The 24,300-nt window shown below is 73.3% G+C and carries 24 protein-coding genes and 1 pseudogene; 12 read left to right on the top strand and 13 right to left on the bottom strand.

Annotated features, from left to right (window positions below; all coding sequences use genetic code 11):
• Positions 1–146: 146 nt before the first annotated feature.
• The 4 genes from moaC (at position 147) to ACPXBU_RS05505 (ending at position 2,862) form a co-directional block, all read left to right on the top strand.
• Positions 147–638, top strand: a complete 492-nt coding sequence (gene moaC, locus ACPXBU_RS05520; RefSeq protein WP_425756903.1) for a cyclic pyranopterin monophosphate synthase MoaC — start codon at positions 147–149, stop codon at positions 636–638.
• Positions 635–1,105 (top strand): MogA/MoaB family molybdenum cofactor biosynthesis protein, encoded by a 471-nt coding sequence (locus ACPXBU_RS05515; RefSeq protein WP_425756901.1) that lies wholly within the window; start codon positions 635–637, stop codon positions 1,103–1,105. The genes moaC and ACPXBU_RS05515 overlap by 4 nt, the downstream gene beginning before the upstream one ends.
• A gap of 75 nt (positions 1,106–1,180) precedes the next feature.
• Entirely contained in the window at positions 1,181–2,437 is a 1,257-nt protein-coding gene (locus ACPXBU_RS05510; protein WP_425756899.1) for a molybdopterin molybdotransferase MoeA, read from the top strand.
• On the top strand, positions 2,434–2,862 hold the full coding sequence (locus ACPXBU_RS05505) for a molybdenum cofactor biosynthesis protein MoaE (protein WP_357411229.1): 429 nt from the start codon (positions 2,434–2,436) through the stop codon (positions 2,860–2,862). The genes ACPXBU_RS05510 and ACPXBU_RS05505 overlap by 4 nt, the downstream gene beginning before the upstream one ends.
• A 4-nt stretch (positions 2,863–2,866) precedes the next feature.
• On the opposite strand, the gene ACPXBU_RS05500 is transcribed toward ACPXBU_RS05505, so the two are convergent.
• Positions 2,867–4,333, bottom strand: coding sequence for a glycosyltransferase 87 family protein (locus ACPXBU_RS05500; RefSeq protein ID WP_425756897.1), 1,467 nt, complete (start codon positions 4,331–4,333; stop codon positions 2,867–2,869).
• Positions 4,334–4,548: 215 nt separating this feature from the next.
• A complete protein-coding gene (locus ACPXBU_RS05495) occupies positions 4,549–5,094 on the bottom strand; it encodes a DoxX family protein (protein ID WP_393364959.1) in 546 nt (181 codons plus the stop codon).
• A 135-nt stretch (positions 5,095–5,229) separates the two neighbouring features.
• On the opposite strand from ACPXBU_RS05495, the gene ACPXBU_RS05490 reads away from it, so the two are divergent.
• On the top strand, positions 5,230–5,778 hold the full coding sequence (locus ACPXBU_RS05490) for a GNAT family N-acetyltransferase (RefSeq protein WP_393364956.1): 549 nt from the start codon (positions 5,230–5,232) through the stop codon (positions 5,776–5,778).
• A gap of 21 nt (positions 5,779–5,799) precedes the next feature.
• On the opposite strand, the gene ACPXBU_RS05485 is transcribed toward ACPXBU_RS05490, so the two are convergent.
• The 3 genes and pseudogenes from ACPXBU_RS05485 to ACPXBU_RS05475 all read right to left on the bottom strand — a co-directional run.
• Positions 5,800–7,041: an AAA family ATPase gene (locus ACPXBU_RS05485; protein ID WP_393364954.1), complete on the bottom strand. Its 1,242-nt coding sequence runs from the start codon at positions 7,039–7,041 to the stop codon at positions 5,800–5,802.
• Between the two features lie 155 nt (positions 7,042–7,196).
• Positions 7,197–7,595, bottom strand: coding sequence for an LppU/SCO3897 family protein (locus ACPXBU_RS05480; protein ID WP_425757534.1), 399 nt, complete (start codon positions 7,593–7,595; stop codon positions 7,197–7,199).
• Between the two features lie 475 nt (positions 7,596–8,070).
• A pseudogene (locus ACPXBU_RS05475) lies at positions 8,071–8,565 on the bottom strand (LppU/SCO3897 family protein); the annotation flags it as partial.
• Between the two features lie 464 nt (positions 8,566–9,029).
• Between ACPXBU_RS05475 and ACPXBU_RS05470 the strand changes: the two are divergent.
• Positions 9,030–10,034 (top strand): EamA family transporter, encoded by a 1,005-nt coding sequence (locus tag ACPXBU_RS05470; protein ID WP_425756894.1) that lies wholly within the window; start codon positions 9,030–9,032, stop codon positions 10,032–10,034.
• Between the two features lie 10 nt (positions 10,035–10,044).
• A complete protein-coding gene (locus ACPXBU_RS05465; protein WP_425756892.1) occupies positions 10,045–10,677 on the top strand; it encodes a prepilin peptidase in 633 nt (210 codons plus the stop codon).
• Between the two features lie 108 nt (positions 10,678–10,785).
• Here the strand turns inward: ACPXBU_RS05465 and ACPXBU_RS05460 are convergent, their stop codons facing one another.
• The 5 genes from ACPXBU_RS05460 to ACPXBU_RS05440 all read right to left on the bottom strand — a co-directional run bounded on the left by ACPXBU_RS05460 (position 10,786) and on the right by ACPXBU_RS05440 (position 17,518).
• Positions 10,786–13,971, bottom strand: coding sequence for a UvrD-helicase domain-containing protein (locus tag ACPXBU_RS05460; RefSeq protein WP_425756890.1), 3,186 nt, complete (start codon positions 13,969–13,971; stop codon positions 10,786–10,788).
• 61 nt (positions 13,972–14,032) lie between these two features.
• Positions 14,033–15,325 (bottom strand): metallophosphoesterase, encoded by a 1,293-nt coding sequence (locus ACPXBU_RS05455; protein WP_425756888.1) that lies wholly within the window; start codon positions 15,323–15,325, stop codon positions 14,033–14,035.
• Positions 15,326–15,335: 10 nt separating this feature from the next.
• Positions 15,336–15,590, bottom strand: coding sequence for a MoaD/ThiS family protein (locus tag ACPXBU_RS05450; protein WP_425756886.1), 255 nt, complete (start codon positions 15,588–15,590; stop codon positions 15,336–15,338).
• 3 nt (positions 15,591–15,593) lie between these two features.
• The gene (gene moaA, locus ACPXBU_RS05445; protein WP_425756884.1) at positions 15,594–16,607 is read right to left on the bottom strand and encodes a GTP 3',8-cyclase MoaA; all 1,014 of its coding nucleotides are present in this window, start codon (positions 16,605–16,607) and stop codon (positions 15,594–15,596) included.
• A complete protein-coding gene (locus tag ACPXBU_RS05440) occupies positions 16,604–17,518 on the bottom strand; it encodes a fructosamine kinase family protein (RefSeq protein WP_425756882.1) in 915 nt (304 codons plus the stop codon). Before ACPXBU_RS05440 ends, moaA begins: the two co-directional genes overlap by 4 nt.
• A gap of 172 nt (positions 17,519–17,690) precedes the next feature.
• Here ACPXBU_RS05440 and ACPXBU_RS05435 point away from each other — a divergent pair, with 172 nt between their 5' ends.
• Positions 17,691–18,737 (top strand): DUF4192 domain-containing protein, encoded by a 1,047-nt coding sequence (locus ACPXBU_RS05435; RefSeq protein WP_425756880.1) that lies wholly within the window; start codon positions 17,691–17,693, stop codon positions 18,735–18,737.
• Positions 18,738–18,907: 170 nt separating this feature from the next.
• Positions 18,908–19,615, top strand: a complete 708-nt coding sequence (locus ACPXBU_RS05430) for a GAP family protein (RefSeq protein ID WP_425756878.1) — start codon at positions 18,908–18,910, stop codon at positions 19,613–19,615.
• A 3-nt stretch (positions 19,616–19,618) separates the two neighbouring features.
• On the opposite strand, the gene fdhD is transcribed toward ACPXBU_RS05430, so the two are convergent.
• A complete protein-coding gene (fdhD, locus tag ACPXBU_RS05425; protein WP_393364924.1) occupies positions 19,619–20,485 on the bottom strand; it encodes a formate dehydrogenase accessory sulfurtransferase FdhD in 867 nt (288 codons plus the stop codon).
• A 272-nt stretch (positions 20,486–20,757) separates the two neighbouring features.
• Between fdhD and mobA the strand changes: the two genes are divergently transcribed.
• From mobA to ACPXBU_RS05410, 3 genes are all read left to right on the top strand, one after another.
• Positions 20,758–21,357 (top strand): molybdenum cofactor guanylyltransferase, encoded by a 600-nt coding sequence (mobA, locus tag ACPXBU_RS05420; protein ID WP_425756875.1) that lies wholly within the window; start codon positions 20,758–20,760, stop codon positions 21,355–21,357.
• Positions 21,354–21,620, top strand: coding sequence for a DUF6457 domain-containing protein (locus ACPXBU_RS05415; RefSeq protein ID WP_393364918.1), 267 nt, complete (start codon positions 21,354–21,356; stop codon positions 21,618–21,620). Before mobA ends, ACPXBU_RS05415 begins: the two co-directional genes overlap by 4 nt.
• 81 nt (positions 21,621–21,701) lie before the next feature.
• Positions 21,702–22,808: a T3SS (YopN, CesT) and YbjN peptide-binding chaperone 1 gene (locus ACPXBU_RS05410; RefSeq protein WP_425756873.1), complete on the top strand. Its 1,107-nt coding sequence runs from the start codon at positions 21,702–21,704 to the stop codon at positions 22,806–22,808.
• Here ACPXBU_RS05410 and ACPXBU_RS05405 read toward each other — a convergent pair.
• Positions 22,805–23,809, bottom strand: a complete 1,005-nt coding sequence (locus ACPXBU_RS05405; protein ID WP_425756871.1) for a zinc-binding dehydrogenase — start codon at positions 23,807–23,809, stop codon at positions 22,805–22,807. The genes ACPXBU_RS05410 and ACPXBU_RS05405 overlap by 4 nt on opposite strands.
• Positions 23,810–23,834: 25 nt before the next feature.
• A complete protein-coding gene (locus ACPXBU_RS05400; RefSeq protein WP_393364909.1) occupies positions 23,835–24,299 on the bottom strand; it encodes an Lrp/AsnC family transcriptional regulator in 465 nt (154 codons plus the stop codon).
• Between the last annotated feature and the right edge of the window lies 1 nt (position 24,300).

Genomic DNA, 24,300 nt, shown 5'->3' with positions numbered 1-24,300 from the left:
GCTGCCAGTTCTCCCCCGAGGCCTTGGCAGCGGGTCGGCGAGGAAGGAGCGGCGTTGCGTCGCCGGGCCGCAGCACCCGTCCTGGCGGGCAGGGACGGCGCCGCTCCTTCCAAGCGCCGTCGTACCGCACCGATAGGCTCACGACCGTGACCGAACCCGCGCAGCTCAGCCACGTCGACCGCGCTGGCGCGGCCCGCATGGTCGACGTCTCCGACAAGGCGGTGACGGGCCGCCGGGCCGTCGCGGCCGGCCGTTTGCGGACCACACCCGAGGTCATCGACCTGCTGCACCGCGACGGGCTGCCCAAGGGCGACGCGTTGGCGGTCGGTCGGTTGGCCGGGATCATGGGCGCCAAGCGCACCCCCGACCTGATTCCGCTCTGCCACCCGATCGCCCTGCACGGCGTCACCGTCGACCTCCGACTGACGGTCGACACCGTGGAGATCACGGCCACCGCCCGCACGGCGGACCGGACGGGCGTGGAGATGGAGGCACTGACCGCGGTCGCCGTCGCCGGTCTCGCCCTGATCGACATGGTCAAGGCGGTGGACCCGGCGGCCTCGGTGGAGGCGGTCCGGGTGCTGCGCAAGGAGGGCGGCAAGACCGGCGAGTGGGTCCGGCCGGAGGACCGGCCGTGATCCGGGCCCGAGTGATCGTCGCGTCCAACCGGGCCGCGGCCGGTGTCTACGCCGACACCAGCGGTCCGCTGCTCGTGGCCGGCCTGCGCGAGTTGGGGTGCCAGGTCGACGAGCCGGTGGTGGTGCCCGACGGTGAGCCGGTCGGCGTCGCCCTGCGGGCTGCCCGCGCCGACGGTGTCGACGTGGTGCTGACCAGCGGTGGCACCGGGGTGACCCCGACGGATCGCACCCCGGACGTCACCCGGGGTCTGCTGGATTACGAGATCCCCGGCATCGCCGAGGCGATCCGCGCGCACAGCCGCGACCGGGTGCCCACCTCGGTGCTGTCCCGTGGCCTGGCCGGGGTCACCGGCCGGATGCTTGTGGTCAACCTGCCCGGCTCGACAGGTGGCGCCCGGGACGGGTTGGCGGTGCTCGGGCCGATCCTCGGGCACGCCGTCGACCAGCTTCGCGGTGGGGACCACTGAAGTCCGCGAGGGGAACGCCGACGGAGTCCACGCCAGGCCCCGACGGGTGTCGGCCCGTGCCGATAGGCTCGGTCGGTGAGCACGGAAACCGCACCCACCGCGGATCGGGTCGCCGCCCCTCCACCAGCCGGGTGGGAGGAGGCGCGGTCGCGGGTCTACGCGGTCGGTCTGGCCGCCGCGCTGCCCGCCGTCGCCCGACCACTCGCCGACATCGACGGGTCGACCCTGGCCGAGCCGTTGACCACCCGCACCGACCTGCCCGCCTTCCCCACCTCCAGCGTGGACGGCTGGGCGGTGTGCGGCCCCGGCCCGTGGCGCATCGTCGGCCGGGTGTTGGCCGGCAGCACCCCCGCGCCGCTCACCGCTGACGGCACGACCGTGGAGATCGCGACCGGCGCCATGGTGCCCGAGGGCGCCACCGCCGTGCTGCGCGTCGAGGAGTCGACGATCGTCGACGGTCTGGTCAGCGGCACCCCCCGGGCGACGCCGGAGTGGCGCAAGCCCGGCGAGGAGGCGTACGCCGGTGAGGAGCTGTTGCCCGTCGGCACGCCTGTCGACCCGGCGGTGATCGGCCTGGCCGCCTCCTGTGGGCACGACACGCTGCGGGTCCGGCGGGCGCCGCGCGCCGCGCTGCTGGTCTTCGGCGACGAGTTGCTGACCGCCGGCCCGCCCGCCGCCGGTCGGGTCCGCGACGCGCTGGGCCCTGCCGTGCCGGCGTGGCTGCGGCGCTACGGCTGTCAGGTCCGCCCATCGGACGTGGTCGGCCCGGTGGCCGACACACTGCCCGCCCACGTGGCGGCCCTGCGGGCGGCGCTTGCCACCGCCGACCTGGTCTGCACCACAGGTGGCACGATGAACGGCCCGGTCGACCACCTGCACCCGACCCTGGAAGCGCTCGGCGCCGACTACGTGGTCAACACGGTGGCGGTTCGCCCGGGTTTCCCGATGCTGCTGGCCCGGCTGGCCGGACCGGACGGGCGGGTCCGGTTCGTGGCCGGGCTGCCCGGCAACCCGCAGTCCGCGATCGTCGCGCTCGTGTCGCTTGTCGCGCCGCTGCTCGCCGGCCTACAGGGCCGCTCGATGCCGGTGCTGCCGCACGCCACGTTGGCCGAGGCGGTGCCCGGTCGCGGTGACCACACCCACCTCGCCCTGGTCCGCCTGGACCGGGCCGCCGGGACCGCGTCCCCGGTGCGACACGTCGGCTCGGCGATGCTGCGCGGCCTGGCCGGCGCGGACGGGTTCGCCGTCATCCGGCCCGGCACCAGGGGCGAGCCGGGCGACCGGGTGCCGATCGTGCCGTTGCCGCTGCTGCCCGGGGAGCGTTCGTCATGACCGCACCGACCATCACCTTCGGTGAGATCACCGACCAGCCGCTCGACCTCGCCACGCACGAGGCGGCCGTCGCCGACCGCCGGGCCGGCGCCGTGGTCTCCTTCCAGGGCGTGGTCCGCGACCACGACCACGGCCGGCAGGTCACCAGCCTGGAATACGAAGGACACCCGAGTGCCGCGCAGGTGCTGCGCGAGGTGGCCGCCGAGATCGCCGCGGAGCCCGACGTCTACGCGGTGGCGGTCTCCCACCGGGTCGGCCCCCTGGCGATCGGTGACGTGGCGCTCGTCGCCGCGGTGAGCACCGCGCACCGGGCGGCAGCCTTCGCGGCCTGCGCCCGGCTCGTCGACGAGGCCAAGGCGCGCCTGCCGATCTGGAAGCGGCAGGTCTTCACCGACGGCACCGAGGAATGGGTCAACTGCCCCTGACCGCTCAGCGGCGGCCGTTGAGCGCCACTGTCCGGGCGAGTCGGTCACCGTAGAACGCCGGCTCGGCACCCGGACGCCAGGGCAGTGCGGCGACAAGCACGATGAGCGCGAGCGCGAGCGAGTTTTCCATGAGCGCCCCGAAGAGACCGTCCTGGTAGTGCGACATCTCCGGTAGCTGGTGCTCGTAGGGCCAGATCGGGGAGATCAGGAAGAGCAGGTAGAGCCCGATCGCGGCACCGCCGTGCCGGAGCCCGGTCAGCGTTGGATACCAGATCGGCGGGCGGAGCCCGTTGACCCCGGGCACCCCGCCGAACACGGTCCCCTGGCCGGCGCGCGGTGGCATCGTCCGGCTCGCCTCCCGGCGGCGTACGGCGGCGTCGGCAAGCACGATGATCGCCGGGATCACCCAGACCAGGTGGTGCGTCCAGGAGATCGGGCTGATCACGTTGGCGGTGAGGCCGACGAGTGTGAACGCGGTCAACTCGTCACCGTCGGCGCGGGAGCTGGCCGCCCGGGACAGGCCCACCGCCAGGATCAACACCGAGAAGGCGAGCCAGAGCAGCCCGGGGGTCTCGATCGAGTCGTACAGGCGGGCGAGCAGGCCGGCGAGTGACTGGTTCGGCGTCATGTCCGCCGCGCCGACGCGTTCGGTCTGCCAGAGCACGCTGCCGAAGTACGTCCGCGACTCGTCACCGACGATCCCGAAGGTCGCCACCGTCACGCCGATCGCGGTGCCGATCGCGGTGGCCGCCACCCGCCACTGACGGGTGATCAGCAGGTAGGCGATGAAGAGCGCCGGGGTGAGCTTGACCGCGGTGGCCAGGCCGATGCCGGCACCGGCCCAGGCTCCGCCGTAGAGGAAGCGCAGCAGGGGGCCGTCCGTCGCGGCGTAGTGGGTGCCCCGGCGGGAGCGCCAGCGAAGGCCGATCAGGTCAGCCATGATCAACGCGAACAGCAGGATGTTGACCTGGCCGTAGCCGAGCGTCTCCCGACCTGGCTCGATGGCGACCGCGAGCGGCACCGCCACGGCCACGGTGAACCACAGTGGCCACCCCAGCCGGTCCACGATGGGGCGGAGCAGCCCGGCCAGCACCAGCGCCAACGCGGCGATGCTGGCGACGGCGTTGACCATGCCGGCGGCGTCGATCGGAAGCTGCGCCATCGGCAGCATGACCAGCCCACCGAACGGCGGGTAGGTGAAACCGAGGGTGGTTCCGGGCGCGATGAACTCGTAGAGCTCGTGACCGCTCGCCCACCACACCACGGCACCGTGGTAGATCTTCATGTCGAAGAAGTTGTACGGCCGCCCGAAAGTGCCGATGGCGAGCCATGCGGCGTAGGCGACGGCGACCACGATGGCGCCCCGTACGACGTTCTTGCGATCGATCCGACGTGTCACGCGGTCGATCCCGCGTGACACGCGTTGGATTGGGGCGAGGCGGTCCGCCCGACTACCGACAGCCGTCGGCATGGCGTGGCCACCCCCGTACCAAGGTCGTCCTACCCGTCCAGGTCCTGCACGGAGCCTAGAACGGCGCCTCACGTCAGTGCCTCCCGCGTTATGCGACCGTGTCCGATCCCACACATGTTTTTGACATTTCCACCGCGTTAACGCCTACCGGGTGGTTCAGGTAATTCGCGGCCTTAGCGGGGGGTGGGGGTGACGCGGAGAGGCATCGACGCAGTTCAGCCGGGCAGTCGACGTGCGGTGGACGCGGATCGGACGGCGATCCGGGCTTCTCGTCGGGCGGTACGGACGGCGCGCTGCATGGAACGTCGAGAGTGGCCGATGCGATGGCCCGTCCGCCAGCGCAGACCCGGCTTGCCGCCGGTGTCGGCAGCGGCCAACAGCAGACCGCCGAGGAGACCGAGGTTCTTCAGGGCGTGGATCTGGTTGTTGTTCTTGGCGATCGGGTCGTCGTTGTTCCAGAAGGGATGCCCGGCGATGGTCACCGGCACCAGCGTGCCGGCGAGGACCAGCGCGGCGGGTCGACTGAACCGCCCGGTAGCCAGCATCAACCCGGCACTGACCTGCACCGCCGCGTTGAGTCGGATCAACGTCTCGGTCTCGGTGGGGAAGCTCGGGTGCGCCTTTTTCAACAGCGGCGCGACCCTGTCGGTGACCGGTGCGGCGGCCTGCGCCAGCCGCGCCGGGTTGCGGAGGTTGCGATACCCGCTGACCACGAAGATGCCGCTCAACATGGCGCGGGCGAGGGAACGTACGGGCGTCATGGATCAGTCATACCCCCTCGCGGCGTTTGCTACCCCGGCAACCGTCGGATCGGATCGGTGTTCATACACGCGTGCGCCACGCCGATTCGAGCGACAGTCACGGATGGACCGACCCCGGCGGGTAACGTCGCGCGGGTGACCACGCTGCGGCTACGCCCCGAGGACCCGGCCGACGCCGGTCCGGTGCGCCGCGTGCTGGCCACCGCCTTCGCCCGCCCCGACGTGGCGACGCCGCCGGAGGTGAGCCTGGTCGACGAGTTGCGCGGCACCGCCGCCTGGCTGCCGCGGCTGGCCATGGTCGCCGAGTACGGCGGCGAGGTGGTCGGGTACGCGCTGCTCACCCGGGTGCGGGTGCGGCCGGAGCGAGGCTCGGACGTGCCCGCCCTGGCGCTCGGTCCGGTGGCTGTCGCGCCGCACCGGCAGCGCGTCGGGCACGGCACGGCTGTCGTGCAAGCAGCACTTGACGCGTCCACCGAGCTGGGTGAGCGGCTGGTCGTGGTCCTCGGTGACCCGGCCTTCTATCGCCGGTTCGGCTTCAGCCCGGCGACGGAACTGGGCCTGACCAGCCCGTGGGCCGGTCTCGGTGAGCCCTGGCAGGCGTTGGTGCTGCCGCCGTCGACAAGCGAGGAAGGCCCCCCGCCACGCGGTGAGGTGCTCTTTCCGGCGCCCTGGTCGAAGGTCTGACCGCTTCGACACCGTCGGCGGTCAGGCCGGCTGGGTGCGCAGGTATCTGCCGAAGTGCGGCACCGTGAAGGCGACCGTGCCCCGCTCGCCGGAGTAGATCAGCCCCTTCTTGATCAGCGCGTCCCGCGCCGGGGAGAGGCTGGCGGGCTTGCGGCCGAGGGCTCGGGCGATCTCGGCGGTGGGCACCGCGGCGTCCATGTCGTCGCGGATCACCGCCCCGGACTCGTCCTCGACCGCGGACATCATGGCCATCGCCCGCATGTACTCACGTTCGGCGGGGGTGGCCCGCTCGAACCGGGAGCCGAAGAACCCGACCGCCAGCTCGGCCTCCGCCTCGGGTGCGGCGACGCGCACGTCCGCGGCGGTGATCGGCGAGCGCGGCGCGTGGTCCCAGGTCGCCTTGCCGTACGCCTGGACGAAGTAGGGATAACCGCCGGACTTCTCGTAGAGCAGGTCGAGTGCCTTCTGCTCGTACTCGACGTCCTCGCGCTCGGCAGGCGCGCAGAGCGCCTGGTCGGCGGCGATCCGGTCGAGCCGGTCGATGCGTTGGTAGCGGAAGAGCCGCTCGGAGTACGACTTGGCCGCGCTGAGCACCGCCGGCAGGTGCGGGAGGCCGGCGCCGACGACGATCAGCGGCGCGCCGAGTTGGGACAGCTCGTGGCAGGCCGCGCAGAGCGCCGACACGTCCTCCGGACCGAGGTCCTGCATCTCGTCGATGAAGATGGCGATGCCGGTGCCGACGTCACTGGCCACCGCCGCGGCGTCGGTGAGCAACTCGACCAGGTCGATCTCGATGTCGCCGGAGTCGGCCCGGCCACTGGCGGCCGGCACGTCGATGCCGGGTTGCCACCTGTCGCGCAGCTTCGGGGCGGCACCGGCCCGGCCGGTCGGGGTGGACCGTTGGGCGAACGCCTTGAGGACGCCGAGGAACGCGTCGATCCGGTCGGGTGCGCGGTGTCGGGGCGCCAGCTCCCGGACCGCCATGTGCAGCGCGGCGGCGACCGGGCGGCGCAACGACTGGTCCGGGCGTGCCTCGATCTTGCCGCTGCCCCAGAGATGGTTGATCGCCTGCGACCGGAGAGTGTTGAGCAGGACCGTCTTGCCGACTCCACGCAGCCCGGTGAGCATCAGGCTGCGTTCGGGTCGTCCCCGTGCGATGCGTTCGAGCACGATGTCGAAGACGTCCAGCTCCCGCCCCCGCCCGGCGAGCTCGGGCGGACGCTGGCCGGCGCCCGGCGCGTACGGGTTGCGGACCGGATCCACGCATCGCAGAATATCGGGCCCTCTAGCTGCGAGGCTAGACATGGATAGATGGGGCTACCGGCGTGTCGGGGCCGTGGACAGGGCCAACGGTCGTCGACACAAAACTAGGGCTGTCTAGCTTGGACGCTAGACAGCCCTAGTTTTGGCAATCGGAGCTACTGCTTCCGCAGGCAGAGCACGTAGTCGAACAGGTCCACGTCGTTGTCGTGCACGTAGGTCGCGCTAATCGGGGGTGGCAGCGCGTCACACCGGGCCGAGTCGGTGGTCGCCGGGATCCGCAGCAACACCCGGTAGGTGTTCGGGCCGCACGGCACCTTGCGCAGCTCCGCGGCGTCCTCGGTGCCCTCGTTCACCAGGCAGTCGCCCGTGGCGAACCCGGTGTCCCGCGTCGGCGCGGCCGAACTCGGCGCGTCGCTGGGCAGGACCGGCGGGACGACCGGGGCGCTCGTCGACGGCGTACGGACGTCGTTGCCGGCGTCGACGACCCTCCAGACCGCCCAACCGGCCAGGCCCAGGCACGGGCAGAGCAGGAGCACCACCACAAGCACGATGATGAGGGCGACCTTGCGGCCGGTCCTCTTCACCGGTGCGACGGGCGGCATGCCGTAGCCGCCAGGTGGCTGCCCCCACGGCGCAGGCGGTGGACCCGGCACCGGTCCGGCCGGCGGAAACGGCCCGGGCGGCGGGTAACCCGGGCCGGAGGTCGGCGGGTAACCCGGGTCCGGGGCCGACGGGTAACCGGGGCCCGAGGCCGGTGGGTGACCCGGGTCCGGGGGCGGCGGGTAACCCGGGCCGGAGGCCGGCGGTTGCGCCCACGTCGGTGCGGTTGGCGGCTCGGGTTGGGCCGGCGGCTCCGGGTGGGCCGGCGGCGGTGCCCACATCGGCACGGTTGGTGGTTCCGCGTCGGGTGGCGGCTGACCCCACTGCTGCCTGGTCGGATCCTCGGCGGGCGGGCGATGGTACGGGTCGTCCGGCTGATCGGAGCCCGCTGGTCCGTAGGTCGTCATGTCATCCCAAGGGTGGGTGGTCTCAGCGTTGCTTCAGGCAGAGGACGAAGTCGAGGGTGTCCAGCTCGCTGTCGAAGAAGTACCAGTTGGTGTAACCCGGGACCTTGTCGCACTTCGTCTCGGCGTCGCGCTCCCCGCTGGTGGCGCCGTCGATCCGGCTCAACACCTCGTACGACTTCGCGGCGCATTCGCTGATCAGCAGCTTGGGCTTGCCGTCCGCCGCGGCGTCATTGCGGACGCACTGACCAACCTTGGCGAACCGGGGATCGGCCGACGACTCCGGGGCCGGGTCGCTCGGCGGCGGCTCGGCCCCGTCGGCGTCCGCACTGGGCTCCACGGCGGCGGTCGAGGTGGTGGGTGCGGCCACCGGGGCGGGGTCGTCCTGCCCGCGAAGGAACCAGAACACACCGCCGGCGGCCGCCAGCAACAGCACCACGGCCAGCACCGCGATCAGCGGCCCCCGACCGCGCCGGCCCGGTGCCGGTGTGGGGTCCGGGCCGTACGGGTTCTCGTCGGGCCGGTACGGCTGCTGGTCGTAGCCCGTGTTCGCCCCGGTCGGCTGGTACGCGCCGCCGTAGGGCGCTGCGGGGGCACCGCCGTAGGGCGTTCCCGCACCGCCCCCGTAGGGCGCGTTCGGTGGGCCGCCATACGGCCCGGGTCGCTCCTGGGGCGCCTGCGGATACGACGGCCCCGGCGGCGGGTACGACTGGCCGGGCGGCGGATACGACTGGCCGGGCTGCGGGTACGACTGGCCCGGTGGCGGGTACGACGGGCCCGGCGGTGGATAGGGCCCGGGTGCCGGCGGGTAGGGCTGCTGCACCGGCCGGCCGGGCGTCTCGTCGGGTCGCTGCCCGCGCCACGGTCCCGGGTCGCCGCCTCCGGGTGGTCCGTAGTTGGTCATGCCGCCCTCCTGCCCGAAGTGGTGAGTCCGGCCACCGGTACGCGACGCCGACTCCGACGTCACCGTAGCGTGGTCCACTGATGAGCTCACCTCCACCGAGCGCGGCAGCCGTCGTCGGCCGCCCCGCAAGCGCCGCGCCGACCCTGATCTGGACCGCGTTGATCGTGGTCTACCTGCTCTGGGGCTCCACCTACCTGGCCATCCGGATCGCCGTGGAGACGCTGCCGGCGTTGCTGTCGGCCGCACTGCGGTTCGCCGTCGCGGGCCTGGTCCTGGCGGTGGTGCTGCGGCTGCGCCGCGGCCCCGGCGCACTGCGGGTGGATCTGCGGCAACTCGGCTCGGCGGCGCTGGTCGGGGTGCTCCTGCTCGCCGGTGGCAACGGCCTGGTGGTGCTCGCCGAATCCGGGCCGCCCGGAGAGGCGGTGCCGTCCGGGATCGCCGCGCTGCTGGTGGCGACCGTGCCACTGCTGGTGGTGTTGTTGCGCACCGGCACGGGGGACCGGCCGCCCGTCTGGACGTTCGCCGGGGTCACCCTGGGCTTCGTCGGCCTGATCCTGCTGGTGCTGCCCGCCGGCAGCGCGGACGCGGTGCCCCTGCTCGGGGCGTTGGTCGTGGTCGTGGGGGCCGTCGCCTGGTCGGTCGGGTCGTTCCTGTCCGGCCGGATCCGGATGCCCGCCGACCCGTTCGTGGCCACTGTGTACGAGATGCTGGCCGGCGCGCTGGTGCTTGCCGTCGTCGCCGCCGGTCGGGGCGAGCTGGGCGACTTTCACCCGGCGGAGGTCAGTACCCGATCCTGGCTGGCGCTGGGCTACCTCATGGTGGCCGGCTCGCTCGTGGCCTTCACCGCGTACGTCTGGCTGCTGCACAACGCGCCCATCTCGCTGGTGTCGACGTACGCCTACGTCAACCCGGCGGTCGCGGTCGCGCTCGGCGCGCTGCTGGTGGCCGAGCCGATCACCACGCAGGTGCTGCTCGGCGGTGCGGTGATCGTCGCCGGAGTCGCTCTGGTGGTGAGCACCGAACGGCCGCGCCGCAACGGCACGACAGCCCGATCGGGGGCCGCGCCGGCGCGCGACCGGAGGTAACGTCCCGCCCATGTCGGCCGTCGCGCTGGTGCCGGTCGCGCTGCTCGGCGCGCTTGTCGGCTTCGCCGTACCCAGGCTGACCTGGCGTTACGCGGCCCCGCCAGCCGTTTCGAGGGTGCCGCGGCGTGCGGTGTGGGCGGTGGTCGCGGCGGTGGTGTTCGCCGGGCTCGCGGTCGCCCGGGGCGACGACTCCGCCCTGCCGGTCTTCCTCGCGGTGGCGGCGGTGGGGCTGGTGCTGGCGCGGGTCGACCTGGCCTGTCTGCGGCTACCCGACCCACTGGTGCTCGCCGCCGGGGTGCTGGCCCTCGGTGGTCTGACCGCCGTGGCGATGCTGTCCGGTGAGGCGGCGCGGCTGCTCGGCGCGCTGGCCGGCGCGGCTGTCGCCGGTGTGGCGCACGTGCTGCTGGCCCTGCTGCCGGGCTCCCGGCTGGGGTTCGGGGACGTCAAGCTCGCGACAGTTCTCGGCCTGCCGCTCGGATGGATAGGCCGGGACGCCCTGGTCGTCGGGCTGGTCCTGCCACATCTGCTGCACGGTGGTCTGGTGCTCGGCCTGCTCGCCACCGGGCGGGTACGCCGCGACACCCTGCTGCCACTCGGCCCAGCCCTGCTCATCGGTGCCTGGCTAGCCCTACTGCAAGCCTGACGCGCGCCCCACTCCTCGTCGATCTTGCACTTTCCGCGCCGACACAAGGTGCATCCCACGCCTGACGGCGACCGAAAACGCAAGATCGTGCGGCGAGCGGGTGGCCGATCAGATCAGGCGGAGTTGGCGGTCCCTGGGGCGGCGGGGCTCGGCTTCGCCGAAGCGTTCGAACAGGCCCGGGTCGATGCTGCCGAGGAACGGTGAGGGGGCGCAGTCGCGTTCCGCGCCGTGCCGCGTGCGGCGGGCGGCGTGACTGACGTACAGCCGGTCCTGGGCCCGGGTCAGGCCCACGAAGAAGAGCCGGCGCTCCTCGGCGACCGCGTCCTCGTCGGGCGTCGCGCCCGGCCAGCGCAGCGGCAGCAACCCGTCCTCCACGCCGACCAGGAAGACCACCGGGAACTCCAGGCCCTTCGCCGCGTGCAGGGTGAGCAGCGTGACCGCCTCCGCACGGGGGTCGAGCGCGTCCACCTCCGCGCCGGTGGCCAGCTGCGACAGGAACGCCTCCAGGTCGTCGCCGCAGCGCCGGGCCAACGGGGTGAGCAGGTCCACGGCGGAGCGGACGGCCTCGGGGCGTACCGTGCCGGTGCCATCCAGGGTGGGCACCGCGAACCGCTCGGCGACCACCTGGCCGGCCAACCGCACCCGGGCGGTCAGCGAGCCGGCCAACCCGTCGGCGTGCCGCAGCTCGCGGGCGATGGCCGCCACCCCGGGCCGGTCCCGCAGCCGGTCGTGTGAGCGCTTCTGCACCGGAATGTTGGCGCGGGCCAGAGCGTCGACGATCGGCGCGGCCTGTGCGTCGGTGCGGTACAGCACCGCGATGTCGGAGAACGACAGCGAGGTGGACCGGCCGTCGATCCGGCCCGAGTCCAGCGACCGGTGGGACAGTCCGCCCACCAGGTCGTCGACCGTCCGCACCACGAAGTCGGCCTCCTCGGCCACCGACGCCGCCGGATAGCGCCCCACCAGCGGGGCCTCCGGGTCGAGTCGGGCCGGATCCAGCCGCCGGCCACGGACCAGCGAGGACGGCGCGATGGCCTGCACCGCGGCGGCCAGGATCGGCGCCGACGAGCGGTAGTTGCGGTTGAGCCGGACCAACCGGGCGTCGGTGAAGTCCTCGGAGAAACGCAGGAAGTAGCCGACGTCGGCACCCCGGAACGAATAGATCGCCTGGTCCGGGTCGCCGATCGCACAGAGGTTGCCGTCCGCGGGGCTGAGCAGCCGCAGCAGCTCGTACTGCACCTCGTCGACGTCCTGGTACTCGTCGACGAAGATCCACCGCCAGCGGTCCCGGTATCCCTCGACCAGCTTCCGGTCGGCGCGCAGCAGCTCCACCGGCAGGGTGACCAGCTCGTCCAGGTCGACCAGGTCCTGCTTGCGCAGCAGCGACACATAGGCGGCACCGTCGTCGCCGGCCGCGGCTCGGGCCGCCGCCCGTTCGGTGTCGTCGGCGATGCGGAAGTCGGCCGGCAGGCCCGCCGCGTCGGCGTTCTCCCGCAGGATGGTCAGGCCCAAGGCGTGGAACGTGCCCACTGTGACGTCCTCGGCGACCGGGCCGAGCAGGCCGTCGAGGCGGTGTCGCAGCTCCTCGGCCGCCCGGCGGGTGAACGTGATCGCGAGGCAGTGCTCGGGGAAGACGTTCAGCTCCGCGCAGAGGTACGCGATCCGGTGCGTGAGGGTCCTGGTCTTGCCGGTGCCCGGCCCGGCCACGATCAGCAGCGGCCCGCCCGGAGCGGAGGCGGCCACCCGCTGCATCGCGTCCAGCCGGTCCAGCAGGCCGGTGCCGACCTCCTCCATGCCGGAGAGCATCGGCTCGAACGGCTCGTGCGGGGACGGCGGCGACGCGATCGGCGGCGCGGGAGCGGGGATCGGCTTCCGCTTCGGCTCCGCCTTCGCCGCCGGACGCTTGGCCGTGGCCTTCGCCGCCGGCTCCGTGGGTCGGCGCTGCGCCGGCACCGGTACGTCGAACAGGGTCTCCTGGGCCGCGTCGGCGCCGCCCAGCTCCGCCGGGTCGAAGAGCGTGATCACCCCGTACTCGCCGTCGTAGCCCGGCACCCGGCGCACGTCGCCTCGTCGCAGCCGCCCGATGCCCTCGGCGAGCAGCTCGCCGCCGGCCTGCGCGATGTCGCTGAGCGGCGTCGTGGTCAGGATTTCCAGCTCCGGGCCGAGCGCGGCGAGCAGCTCGTTGAGTCGCCCCTCGACCTTCTTCGACCGGGCGCCCACCTTGTTGATCTCACCGAGGATCTCGGCCAGCGGGACCAGGTGGGTGACGTCCCGAGCCTGTGCCGGCCGGTGTCCCGCCGGCCGGTCGGCCAGCTCCTCGATCCGGCTGAGGACACCCACGGTGAGGGGCTTGCCGCACTCGGGGCAGCGCCCGCCGGCCGCCCGGGTGCGCTCCGGGGACCAGTTGACCCCGCAGAGCCGGTGCCCGTCCGCGTGGTACTTGCCCTCCTCCGGGAAGAACTCGATGGTGCCGGCCAGACCGTCACCGGTCCGCAGCGCCTCCCGGACGGCGAAGTAGTCCCGCTCGGCGGTCAGCACCGTCGCCTCCCGGCCCAGAGCGGGCGGCGAGTGCGCGTCCGAGTTGGAGACCAACTGGTAGCCGTCCAGGCTGCCGACCCGCCAGTTCATCGCCGGGTCGGAGGAGAGGCCGGTCTCCACGGCGAAGATGTGGTCGGCCAGATCGGCGTAACAGTCCGCGATCGCGTCGAAGCCGGACTTCGAGCCCAGCGCGGAGAACCACGGTGTCCAGATGTGCGCCGGCACCAGGTAGCCGTCCGGGCTGGCCTCCAGGGTGATCTCCAGCAGGTCGCGGGAGTCCAGTCCGAGGATCGGCCGGCCGTCCGAGCCGAGGTTGCCGATCCGGCCGAGGGCGGTGTTGAACCGGGCCACCGCGTCCAGATCCGGCAGGTAGATCAGGTGATGCACCTTGCGGGTCCGGTCGTCCCGCTTGTAGATCGTGGAGATCTCCACGCTCAGCATGAACCGGACCGGGTCCGCCTCCGCCGCGCCGGCGAGCCGGGGCGGCAGCCGCCGGGCGATGTCCCGCTCCGCCTCGGCGTCGAGCCGGTACAGCCCCGGCTCCGCCGGGCGCAGGGTCTCCCGCAGGTGGTCGTACCAGGCGGGGTGGGTGAAGTCGCCGGTCCCGAGCAGACCGATGCCCTTACGACGCGCCCACCAGCCGAGGTTCGGCAGCGTGAGGTCGCGGCTGCACGCGCGCGAGTATTTCGAGTGGATGTGCAGGTCCGCGACGAATGGCGAGAGGCCACCGGAGGGTACGGCACTGAACGGGGGCACGCCGCATCCTGTCACGCCCGCCGCGCCGGCCGACGGCCGCCACGCGCGGACGTGACGTCCGCTATGCCGAGCGCAACTCCACGAGACTGATCTGCGGCTCCGCGCCGACCCGGACCGGCGGCCCCCAGAAGCCGGCGCCGTTCGTCACGTAGACCTTCGTGCCGTCGACCTCGCCGAGGCCGCTGACCACCGGCTGCGCCAGCCGGACGACCAGGTTGAACGGCACTATCTGCCCGCCGTGGGTGTGCCCGGACAGTTGCAGGTCGACGTCGTACTGGGCGGCCTCGACGGCTGCCAGCGGCTGGTGGGCGAGCAGCACCACGGGACGGCTCGGATCGCGGTCGCCGAGGGCGGCGGCGAAGTCGGGCCCGGCGGCGAGGCCGGTGCCGGCGGGATCGGCGTCCAGGTCGTTCACGCCGGCCAGGTCGAGTACGCCGCCCCGGGCCTGGATCTCCTGCCGCTGGTTCTGGAGCACCCGCAGGCCGAGCCGGTCGACCTCCTGGACCCACTCCTCCACACCGGAGTAGTACTCGTGGTTGCCCGTGACGAAGAAGCTGCCGTACCGGGAGCGCAGGTCGCGCAGCGGGGCGGCGGCCGGGCCGAGTTCGGCGACCGAGCCGTCGACCAGGTCCCCGACCACCGCGACCAGGTCGGCGTCGAGCCGGTTGATCGCGGCGACGATCCGCTCGGTGTGTGCCCGGCCGCGCAGCGGGCCGAGGTGGATGTCGGAGACGGTCGCGATGCGCAGGCCGTCCATGCTGCGGGGAAGCTTGGCGAGGGGAATCTGCACCCGGTCGAGTCGTGGCGGGCCGAGGGCGGTGCGTACGCCGTACCCGGTGATGCCGGTGGCGGTGAGGCCGGCGAAGATGGCCACCCCACGGGCCAGCAGCAGCCGGCGGGCCGGGTCGTGGTCGAGGGCCGTGACGGCGTCGGTGGCCGGTGGCTCGGACGGCCCGGCGGCGCCGACGAGCACCGGCTCGGGCGCGGTGGTCGGCTCGGCGGTGGTGACGAGCACCGGCTCGGGGGCGGCGGTGGTCGGCTCGGCGGTGGCGAGCCGGCGGCGCAGCACCAGCCGGGTGACGAGCATCGGCACTTCGAGGACGGCAAGCACGACGAGCAGGTAGAACATCACGGCGAGCCACAGGTAGCCCGGCCAGGCGAGCCAGTAGAGCCCGGCCTGCGTCCCGGCGAGGGTGGCCGGCACGAGCAGCGCCAGCACCAGGGCTGCGATCCCGCCGGCCCGCCGCCAGCGGCCCGGCGTCGTGGTGTCCCGAACGAGCCGTTTCCACAGGTAGAGGTGGATGAGACCGGTGGTCAGCGCCAGGACGCCCACGAACCCCAGAACCGCCAACATGTGCGCCTCCTCAGCCGCCCGCGAACGGGGGCAGAACATCGATCGTGGCCCCGGCCGGCAGGGGTGCTTCACGATCATGACAGGTGACGCCATTTACCAGGAAACTCGCCACTCGCAGCACGGCGGCGAGGCGGTCGCCGTGTCGCCGTACCAACTCGGCGGTGAGGCCGTCGAGCGACCGGCCGGCGGGTAGGACCTCCTCGGCGTGCCCGGCAGCGGCGCGGGCACCCGCGAAGTAGCGGACGGTCAGCGGTGTCGGGGCCACGCCTCAACCCCCGATCGCGGACATCGGCCGGGTCGGCTGGAGGAAGGTCGGGTCGTCGATGCCGTGCCCGGCGCGTTTGCCCCACATCGCGGTGCGCCAGCGTCGGGCCAACTCGTCGTCGTCCGCACCGGCGCGCAGCGCCGCGCGCAGGTCGGACTCCTCGGTGGCGAAGAGGCAGGCGCGGACCTGGCCGTCCGCGGTGAGCCGGGTGCGGTCGCAGTCTCCGCAGAACGGCCGGGTGACGCTGGCGATCACGCCAACCCGGGCGGGGCCTCCGTCGACGAGCCAGGTCTCCGCCGGCGCCGCCCCGCGCTCGGCCGGGTCGGGGCTGAGATCGAAGACGGTACGCAGGGAGGTCAGGATCTCCTCGGCGGTGACCATGGTGTCGCGGTTCCAGCCGTGCTGGGCGTCCAACGGCATCTGCTCGATGATCCGCAACTGGTAGTCGTGATCGACGGCGAAGCGGAGCAGGGCGGGCGCCTCGTCCTCGTTGACACCGCGCATCAGCACAGAATTGATCTTCACGGGATCGAGCCCGGCGGCGGCCGCCCCGGCGAGCCCGGCCAGCACCGCGTCGAGGCGGGGACGGCGGGTGAGTCGGGTGAACCGGTCCGCGTCCAGAGTGTCAAGTGAGACGTTCACCCGGTCCAGGCCGGCCGTGCGCAGCGCCGGGGCCAGCCGGTCGAGCCCGATGCCGTTTGTGGTCAGCGAGACCCGGGGTCGGGGCCGCAACGCGGCCACGGCGGTCACGATGCCCACCAGGCCGGGCCGGATCAGCGGCTCGCCGCCGGTGAACCGCACCTCGGTCACACCGAGCCGCTCGACGGCCACCCGGACCAGCCGGACGATCTCCGCGTCGGTCAGCAGCTCGGGGCCCGCCAACCAGGGCAGCCCTTCCGCCGGCATGCAGTAGGTGCAGCGCAGGTTGCACTTGTCGGTGAGGGACACGCGCAGGTCCCGGGCGACGCGGTCGTACCTGTCGACGAGGACGCCATCGGTCCCCGGGGTGGCGCTCACCTGTCGACCGTAGCGCGTTCGACCCGGGCCGGGACGGCGCGGGCAGCCTGGAGGACCGCGTCTCGGTAGCCGCCGCCGAAGAGCGCGGTGTGCACGAGCAGCAGATGCAGTTGGTGCAGTGGCACCCGGTCGCGCCAGCCGTCCGGCAGCGGCCACCTCTCCCGGTAGGCGGCCAGCATCCGGTCCAGGTGGGGGATCCCGCCGAAGAGGGCGAGCTGGGCCAGATCCGTTTCCCGGTGCCCGCCGTGCGCCGCCGGGTCGATCAGCCAGGCCCGGTCCGCGGCGCCCCAGAGCACGTTGCCCGGCCACAGGTCGCCGTGGATGCGCGCCGGTGGCTCGTCGCCGCCGAGCCCGTCGAGCCGACCGATCACCTGCTCGACGACCGTGGCGTCGGCGCTGGTCAGCGCGCCACCGTCGACCGAACGTCGCAGGTAGGGGACGAGACGTCGCTCGGCGAACCACGTCGACCAGGGCCCGTCGGTGGGGGTGTTGTCCTGGGGGAGCGACCCGATGAACCCCGGCCAGGTCGCACCGAAGGCGGGTGAGCCCGCCCGGTGCAGGTCGGCCAACTCCCGGCCGAAGCGTTCCGCGGCCTCCGGCGTCGGCTCGCCGGGCTCCACCCAGTCGAGCGCCAGCAGGTCCGGCAACGCCACGATCACCTCGGGTACGGCGATCGCCCCGGCCTCCCGCAGCCAGCGCAGCCCGGCCGCCTCGGCGGCGAAGAAACCCTCCGGCGCGGGTCGGCCGGCGTCCTCGGGCCAGGATTTGGCGAAGACGGAGTGGCCGTCGTCGAGGGTGAGCCGGGCGGCGGCGCAGATGTGCCCACCGGCGACCGGCGTCTCCCGGATCCGCTGGTGGGTCCGGAAGGTCGGCAGGTGTGCCGGATGCGCGCGCAGGTACGCCAGGTCCATCAGCGCACGGTAACCGCTCCCTGTGACGCCACGGTGCCGGCCGAGGACATCGGGTCTCTTTCGGCACTCGTAGAAATGGTTGAGCAGCGAAAACACGGTAAGTAACTGTGGATAAACCGCGTGTCGTCCACAGGGCCTGTTGGGCCGGGCGGACCCGCCGCAGGCTTCCGACATGGCCTCGACCGAACGCCCCCAGCTCGCCGTCCGCTCGCCCGCCGACCTGATCGCCGCCGTGCCGTACCTGCTCGGCTTCCATCCCGCCGACAGCGTGGTCGCGGTGGCGTTGCTCGGGCGGCAGATCATCTTCGCCGCCCGGGCGGACCTGCCCGATCCGTCGGCTGATCCCGTGGAGCGGGCCCGGCACCTGGCCGGGGTGATCCGCCGGCAGGGCGCGGAGGCGGCCACCGTGGTCGGCTACGGGCCACCCGATCGGGTGACGCCGGCCGTGGACGCGGTACGTGCCGCACTGCTCGCCGCCGGGCTGGAGGTCCTCGACGCGCTGCGGGTGACCGAGGGCCTGTGGTGGTCCTACCTCTGCACCGAGCCCGACTGCTGCCCACCCGAGGGCCGGCGCTACGACCCGTCCGCCAACCCGGTGACCGCCTCGGCGGTCTTCGCGGGCCAGGTCGCGCTCCCCGACCGGGCGGCCCTCGTGGCGCAGGTGGCACCCGTGGACGGGCCGGCCCGGGACGCGGTGCGAGCGGCCACCGCCCGCGCCGAGTCGCGCCTGGCCGAGTTGCTTGAGCAGGCGCCCTCGAGCGACCTGCTGGGCAACCGGACGATGTGCTCCGCCGGGGTCGTGGCGGTCCGCGAGGCCCAGCGCCGGCAGCGCCGCGGGGAGCGGCTCGACGACGACGAGGTGGCCTGGTTGAGCGTGCTGATGCTCCACCTGCCGATCCGCGATCACGCCTGGGAACGCACCGACGGTCGGGATCGGGACATCGCCATGTGGACCGACGTGCTGCGGCGGGCCGAGCCGAAGTTTGCCGCCGCGCCGGGCGCGCTGCTGGCGTTCGCGGCCTGGCGTGCGGGGCAGGGGGCGTTGGCGGCGGTCGCGCTGGAGCGCACGCTGAGCCTGCACCCTGACTACGCGCTCGCCGTGCTGCTGGACGACATGCTCCGGCGCGGTGTGCCCCCGTCCGAGCTGGACGGGTGGCCGTCGGCCGGGATGCCAGGGGTCATCCGTCCGCGCAAGCGGAGACGACGTGGCCGCCGCTGACGAGCGATCGACTCGGCTTCCTGGAAGGCGGGGTGTCCTCGCTGCCGGGACACCCGATTTCAGCAAACCCGACCGGGGCGGTCCCGTACGTGCGACTCCGCCGAACGATGTACGCGTTTCTCCTGATCGCGGCCGACTCGGCGGGGCGTACGCCAGCCGACAATGATCGAGTGACCCCCGAACTGCTGCTCTCGTTGGCCGGGCTGGCGTTGGTGGACAGCACCAGCATCGGCACCCTCTTCATCCCGGTCTGGCTGCTGCTCGCCCCCGGGCCGGTCAACGCGCGGCGGATCCTGGGCTACCTCGCCACCATCGCGGCGTTCTATCTCGCGGTGGGGCTGCTGCTGGTGTGGGGTGGCAGCAGGTTGGGTGATGCGCTGGGCGGTGCTCTGGACAACCGGGCGGTCCTCTGGGCGCAACTCGTGCTGGGTGTCGCGATGCTGGCGCTCAGCTTCCGCTACGACGGCAAACGGCGGCCCCGCACCGGTGGGGTGCTGCGGTGGCGGGACCGGGCCACCGCCGGGGACTCCTCGGCCCGCTGGCTGGTCGGGCTGGCGTTGCTGGCCGCGCTCGCCGAGGTGGCGACGATGCTGCCGTACCTCGGTGCGGTTGGTCTGTTGGCGACCTCGGGGGTGGGCGCGGTGGCCGTGGTGGCGCTGCTTGCCGGATATTGCCTGGTCATGGTGCTGCCGGCGGTGGTGTTGCTGGCTGCGAGGGTGGCCCGCCCGGCGTTTGTCGAGCCGGTGTTGGCCCGCCTCAACGCCTGGATCGTCGCGAAGGCGGGCGGTGCGTTGGGCTGGATCCTCGGCATCGCCGGCTTCCTGATCGCCCGCGACGCCGCCGCGCGGCTGGCCCTGTTCGACCTGATCGGTCGCTGAGCGTCAGGCCGACTGTTCCAGTGTGATCCGGTGCGGCCCGGTGTAGACGTTCATGGTCCGGCCGCGCAGGAAACCGACGAGTGTCATCCCCGCCTCGTCCGCCAGTTCGGCGGCGAGCGTGCTCGGTGCGGACACCGCGGCCAGCAGCGGCAGCCCCGCCATCCACGCCTTCTGGGTCAGCTCGAAGCTGGCCCGGCCGGAGACCAACAGCAGGTGCCCGGCCAGTGGCAGCCGACGTTCGCGCACCGCCCAGCCGATCACCTTGTCCACCGCGTTGTGCCGGCCCACGTCCTCCCGCAGCACCACCAGCTCTCCGCCGGGGGTGAAGAGGCCCGCCGCGTGCAGCCCACCGGTCCGGTCGAAGCCACGCTGGGCGGCGCGCAGTCGGTCGGGCAGGTCGGCGAGGAGCGCGGCGGGCACGCTGAGCGGATCGTCGGCGACCGGGAACAGGGACCGGGTGCGGACCGCGTCGATGCTGGCCTTGCCGCAGACGCCGCAGGAACTTGTCGTGTAGAAGTTGCGGGACGGGTCGGTCGTCGGTTCCGGCACGCCGGGGGCGAGCGTCACGTCCACCACGTTGTACGTGTTGGGTGTCTCCGCGCCAGCGCAGAGCTGCGCGGTCAACACGTCGTCGGTCGACCGGATCAGCCCCTCGGTCAGCAGGAACCCGATGGCCAGGTCGAGGTCGTCACCGGGGGTACGCATAGTGACGGCCAGGGGCTTTCGCCGGCCCGGACCGGCCGCGCCGACCCGGATCTCCAGCGGTTCCTCCACCGCGAGCGTGTCCGGTCGACGGATGGACCCGCGCCCGACTGTCGCCGCGTCCAGGTCGATCCGAAGTACGCCCCGCCGATCAGTAGCCCGTCCCATCCCGCCATCCTCCACCCCACCCCAACCCCCGCGCGCTGATACCCGGCGCGCCGCAACCCTGCACCCGGCGCGCCACAACCCTGCACCCGGCGCGCTGCCACCCTGCACCCGGCGCGCTGCCACCCTGCGCGTTGATCATGGAGTTGTCCGCGCGTGTCGTCGGCGTGTCGAACGACAACCTCATGATCACCGAGGCGAGGGGTCGGGGGCCGGGGGCCGGGGGCCGGGGGCGGGCCGGGGGCCGGGGGCGGGGGCACGGTTACGGTGGTCGGGTGGGGACGTACGCCGCTGTGGTGCTCGCGGGTGGGGCCGCTCGACGGATGGGCGGGGTGGACAAGCCCGCGCTTTCCGTTGGCGGGCGGCCGATGCGTGACCGGGTGCTGGCCGCTGTCGGCGACGCGAGGCCGCGCGTGCTTGTCGGTGCGGCCGACTCCGTGCCGGCGGGTGTGCGGGTCGTCCGGGAGGATCCGCCGGGCGGAGGCCCGGTCGCCGCCGCCGCTGCCGGCCTGGCGTTGCTGGAGACCGACATCGTCCTGGTCGCGTTGCTCGCCGCCGACCTGCCGCTGCTCACCCGCTCCGCGATCGGCGACCTGCTGGCCCACCTCGCCGGCGAAAACGCCGACGGGGCGTGCTTCGTCGACGGGGACGGGCGGCGACAGTCGCTCTGCGGTGTCTGGCGGGTCGCGGCGCTGCGGGCCGGGCTGGACCGCCTGACCGGCGAGCGGGGCGGCAGCCTGTCCGGAGCCCCGGTCCGGGCGCTGCTGGCCGGGCTCGTCGTGCGGGAGGTGGCCTGGTCCGGCGACGGCCCGCCGCCCTGGTTCGACTGCGACACTGACGAGGACGTACGCCGGGCGGAGGAGTGGGCGCGATGACGGTGATGGACGACTGGGTGACGGCGGCGTGCGCCGAGCTGGATCTGGACCCGACCGGGGTGCCCGTGCAGGCGGTGCTTGATGTGGCCCGCGACGTCGCCCACCAGGTGCTGCGGCCGGGCGCGCCGGTCACCGCGTACCTGCTGGGGCTGGCGGTCGGCCGGGGTGCCGACCCGGCGGACGCCGCGGCCCGGCTCAGCGCCCTGGCCGGTGCCTGGCCCGTCGAGCTGGGCGCGGACCCGGCGGACCCGACGGCCCCCTGACTGCCCCTGTCCGATCCCGGTCCGGGCTGACGAGGCCCGAGGGCGGCGTGGGTAGGGTGATCGGGACGGACGGAGGCGATCATGACGGCTGACCACCCCTCGGCGCCGCTCGGTGACCTGCCCGGCGCTACGACTGAGCCGGCGGAATCGATCCTGCTCGACGAACCCAGCACGACCGACCTGCGGGCGAAGGTGACCGAGGCCTGGCAGGAGTTCGCCCGCGCGCTCGCCGTGCGGCTGCGGGAGCTTCCCGTCGGCGCGCACCTGGAGGTGACCCTGGACCCGACCGCCTCCGGCACCGGGGACGCCGTCTACTCGGTGAGCGTGGATGTGCGCGACGGCGGCGGGCTGTCCGCGCGGGCGGTCGGAAACGCCACGCTGCCGGCGGGCTACCGGCTGGACCGCAGCGCGGTGGCGGACATGGTCGCGCTCGGCTGGTCGCCGCCCGGGGTGGTCGCCGGCTCCGGTGGCTTCTTCGGGCTGGACGGCGAGACGAGCGAGTCGACACGGGTCGCGGCGTTGCTCTCCCGGACGCTGCGGGACGTCTACGGCGCCCCGCATCCGGCGTTCCTCGTCTACCTGGTGCAGGACGCCGAGGGTGAGCCGCTGGCCGTGGACCCGTTGGGCACGGCGCGCAGCGAGTTCGGCCCGGACGCCGACGTCGAGGGCGACCTGGAGGAGGCGCTGGCCGAGGCGGCCTCCGCGCAGGTCGAGCGGGACGACGTGCTCGACCTGGCTGATCGGGTCCGGACCGTGGTCTCCACGATGCTGAAGTCGGACACCGACCGGTTGCAGGTCGACTCGGACGGCGACATCAACATCCGGGCCGGCTCGGCGATGGTCTTCGTACGGGTACGCGACAATCCGCCGCTTGTGGACGTGTTCTCCCCGGTGCTCACCGAGGTGGAGCCGACCGAGCGGCTCTACGTCAAGCTCTCCGAGTTGACCAACCGGATGCCGATCGGCCGCCTCTACTGCGCCGACGACACGGTCTGGGCGTCCATCCCGGTCTTCGGTCGCAACTTCCAGGCCACCCACCTGATGCTTGCGGTGCAGGTGATGACCGGTCTCGCCGACGAGTTGGACGACCGGCTGCATGGCGAGTTCGGCGGCAAGCGGTTCTTCGGCGAGGGCGACAAGCCGGTTCGGCGCGACGACTCGGAGCACCGCACCGGCATGTATCTCTAGGCGACGTCCAGCAGAGTCTTGCCGACCGTTGCGCGCGCCTCGATGGCGGCGTGCGCGTCGGCGGCGCGTTCCAGCGGGAATCGCTGGCCGATGAGCGGGCGTAGGCGGCCGGCCGCGCCGCCGGCCAGGGCCTGCCGGGTGTACGCCAGTAGTTGTGCGGGTGACGTGTCCGGCCGTACCAGGGTGACCTGCCGTGCCGTGGCGGCCTCCGCCGACACCGGGGACCACTCCCCGCTCGCCAGGCCGAAGCTGACCATGCGACCGCCCGGGTCCAGCAGGTCGAAGGCCGCTCGGGCCACCGCGCCGCCGACCCCGTCGAACACCACGTCGACGCCGCCCAGTGGGGCCCGAACGCGGTCGGCCCAGTCTGGCTGGAGGTAGTCGACGGCCAGGTCGGCACCCAGGCCGGGTAGCAGGTCCACCTTGCGCGGCCCACCGGCGACGCCGATCACCCGTGCACCGGCCTGGGCCGCGAGCCGCACCAACAGGCTGCCCACGCCGCCCGCGGCCGCTTCCACCAGCACCCGGTCACCGGGGCGGATGCCGACCGCCTCGACAAGCATGGTGGCGGTACGCCCGTCGGCCAGCAGTGCCACCGCCTCGTCCAGGGCCAGCTCGGCGGGCACCTCGATCGGCGCGGAGGCGTCGACCGCCGCGCGTTCGGCGTATCCGCCGGAGCCGCCGGTCGCGCTGACCACCCGCCGCCCGAGCAGTGCCGGGTCGACGTCCGGGCCGTGGGCGGCGATCACCCCGCCCACGCCGTTGCCGGGGATCAGGGGCGGGGTGACCTGGAACGGCCCGGGGCGGCCGGCGCGCTGCTGCGTCTCGACGAATGTGATGTTCGCGTGCGCGACGTCGATCAGCACCTGACCGGGGCCGGGTGTCGGGTCGGTCGCGGTGCCGGGCACCAGCACCTCGGGCCCGCCGAACTCACGTAACCAGACCGCACGCATCACGTCTCCCTCGGCTGCGGTGGGCGGCGTGCCCACGCTCCCGACCACTTCATCTCCTCAACCAGGGTTGAGGTCAAGCGGTGCGGGAGGACGGGCCGACGCCGGGGGACTCGACCAGGCGGGACAGCACGATGGTGCTGCGGGTGGAGGTCACGAAGGACTCCGCCCGCAACCGTTCCAGCGCTGCCTCGAGGTGGGCGATGTCGGCGGCCCGCAGGTGCACGAGCGCGTCCGCCTCCCCGGAGACGGTGTACGCCCCGACCACCTCCGGGTGCCGCCGGGCGGCCACGCCGATCTGGGCGGGGGTGGTCCGGCCGGCGCAGAACAGCTCGACGAACGCCTCGGTGGTCCAGCCGACGGCGGCGGGATCAACGACGGCCGTGAATCCCCTGATCACGCCCGTGGCGCGCAGCCGGTCGACGCGACGCTTGACGGCCGGGGCGGAGAGTGACACCCGGGTGCCGATGTCGGCGTACGACGCACGGGCGTCGGCGACGAGCAACGCAATGATCCGCTGGTCTACCGCGTCTATCTGCAAC

This window comes from Micromonospora sp. DT231 (assembly GCF_049847025.1).
Taxonomy (GTDB): domain Bacteria; phylum Actinomycetota; class Actinomycetes; order Mycobacteriales; family Micromonosporaceae; genus Micromonospora.
This window is presented reverse-complemented; position numbering and strand designations above follow the sequence as displayed.

What these genes read in the sequence shown, in the direction of transcription:
- ACPXBU_RS05505 (WP_357411229.1), top strand. Translation starts at nt 2,434, where the DNA reads ATGACCGCACCGACCATCACCTTCGGTGAGATCACCGACCAGCCGCTC.
- ACPXBU_RS05500 (WP_425756897.1), bottom strand. Translation starts at nt 4,333, where the DNA reads ATGCCGACGGCTGTCGGTAGTCGGGCGGACCGCCTCGCCCCAATCCAA.
- ACPXBU_RS05495 (WP_393364959.1), bottom strand. Translation starts at nt 5,094, where the DNA reads ATGACGCCCGTACGTTCCCTCGCCCGCGCCATGTTGAGCGGCATCTTC.
- ACPXBU_RS05470 (WP_425756894.1), top strand. Translation starts at nt 9,030, where the DNA reads ATGAGCTCACCTCCACCGAGCGCGGCAGCCGTCGTCGGCCGCCCCGCA.
- ACPXBU_RS05465 (WP_425756892.1), top strand. Translation starts at nt 10,045, where the DNA reads ATGTCGGCCGTCGCGCTGGTGCCGGTCGCGCTGCTCGGCGCGCTTGTC.
- ACPXBU_RS05455 (WP_425756888.1), bottom strand. Translation starts at nt 15,325, where the DNA reads ATGTTGGCGGTTCTGGGGTTCGTGGGCGTCCTGGCGCTGACCACCGGT.
- ACPXBU_RS05440 (WP_425756882.1), bottom strand. Translation starts at nt 17,518, where the DNA reads ATGGACCTGGCGTACCTGCGCGCGCATCCGGCACACCTGCCGACCTTC.
- ACPXBU_RS05435 (WP_425756880.1), top strand. Translation starts at nt 17,691, where the DNA reads ATGGCCTCGACCGAACGCCCCCAGCTCGCCGTCCGCTCGCCCGCCGAC.
- fdhD (WP_393364924.1), bottom strand. Translation starts at nt 20,485, where the DNA reads ATGGGACGGGCTACTGATCGGCGGGGCGTACTTCGGATCGACCTGGAC.
- ACPXBU_RS05415 (WP_393364918.1), top strand. Translation starts at nt 21,354, where the DNA reads ATGACGGTGATGGACGACTGGGTGACGGCGGCGTGCGCCGAGCTGGAT.
- ACPXBU_RS05410 (WP_425756873.1), top strand. Translation starts at nt 21,702, where the DNA reads ATGACGGCTGACCACCCCTCGGCGCCGCTCGGTGACCTGCCCGGCGCT.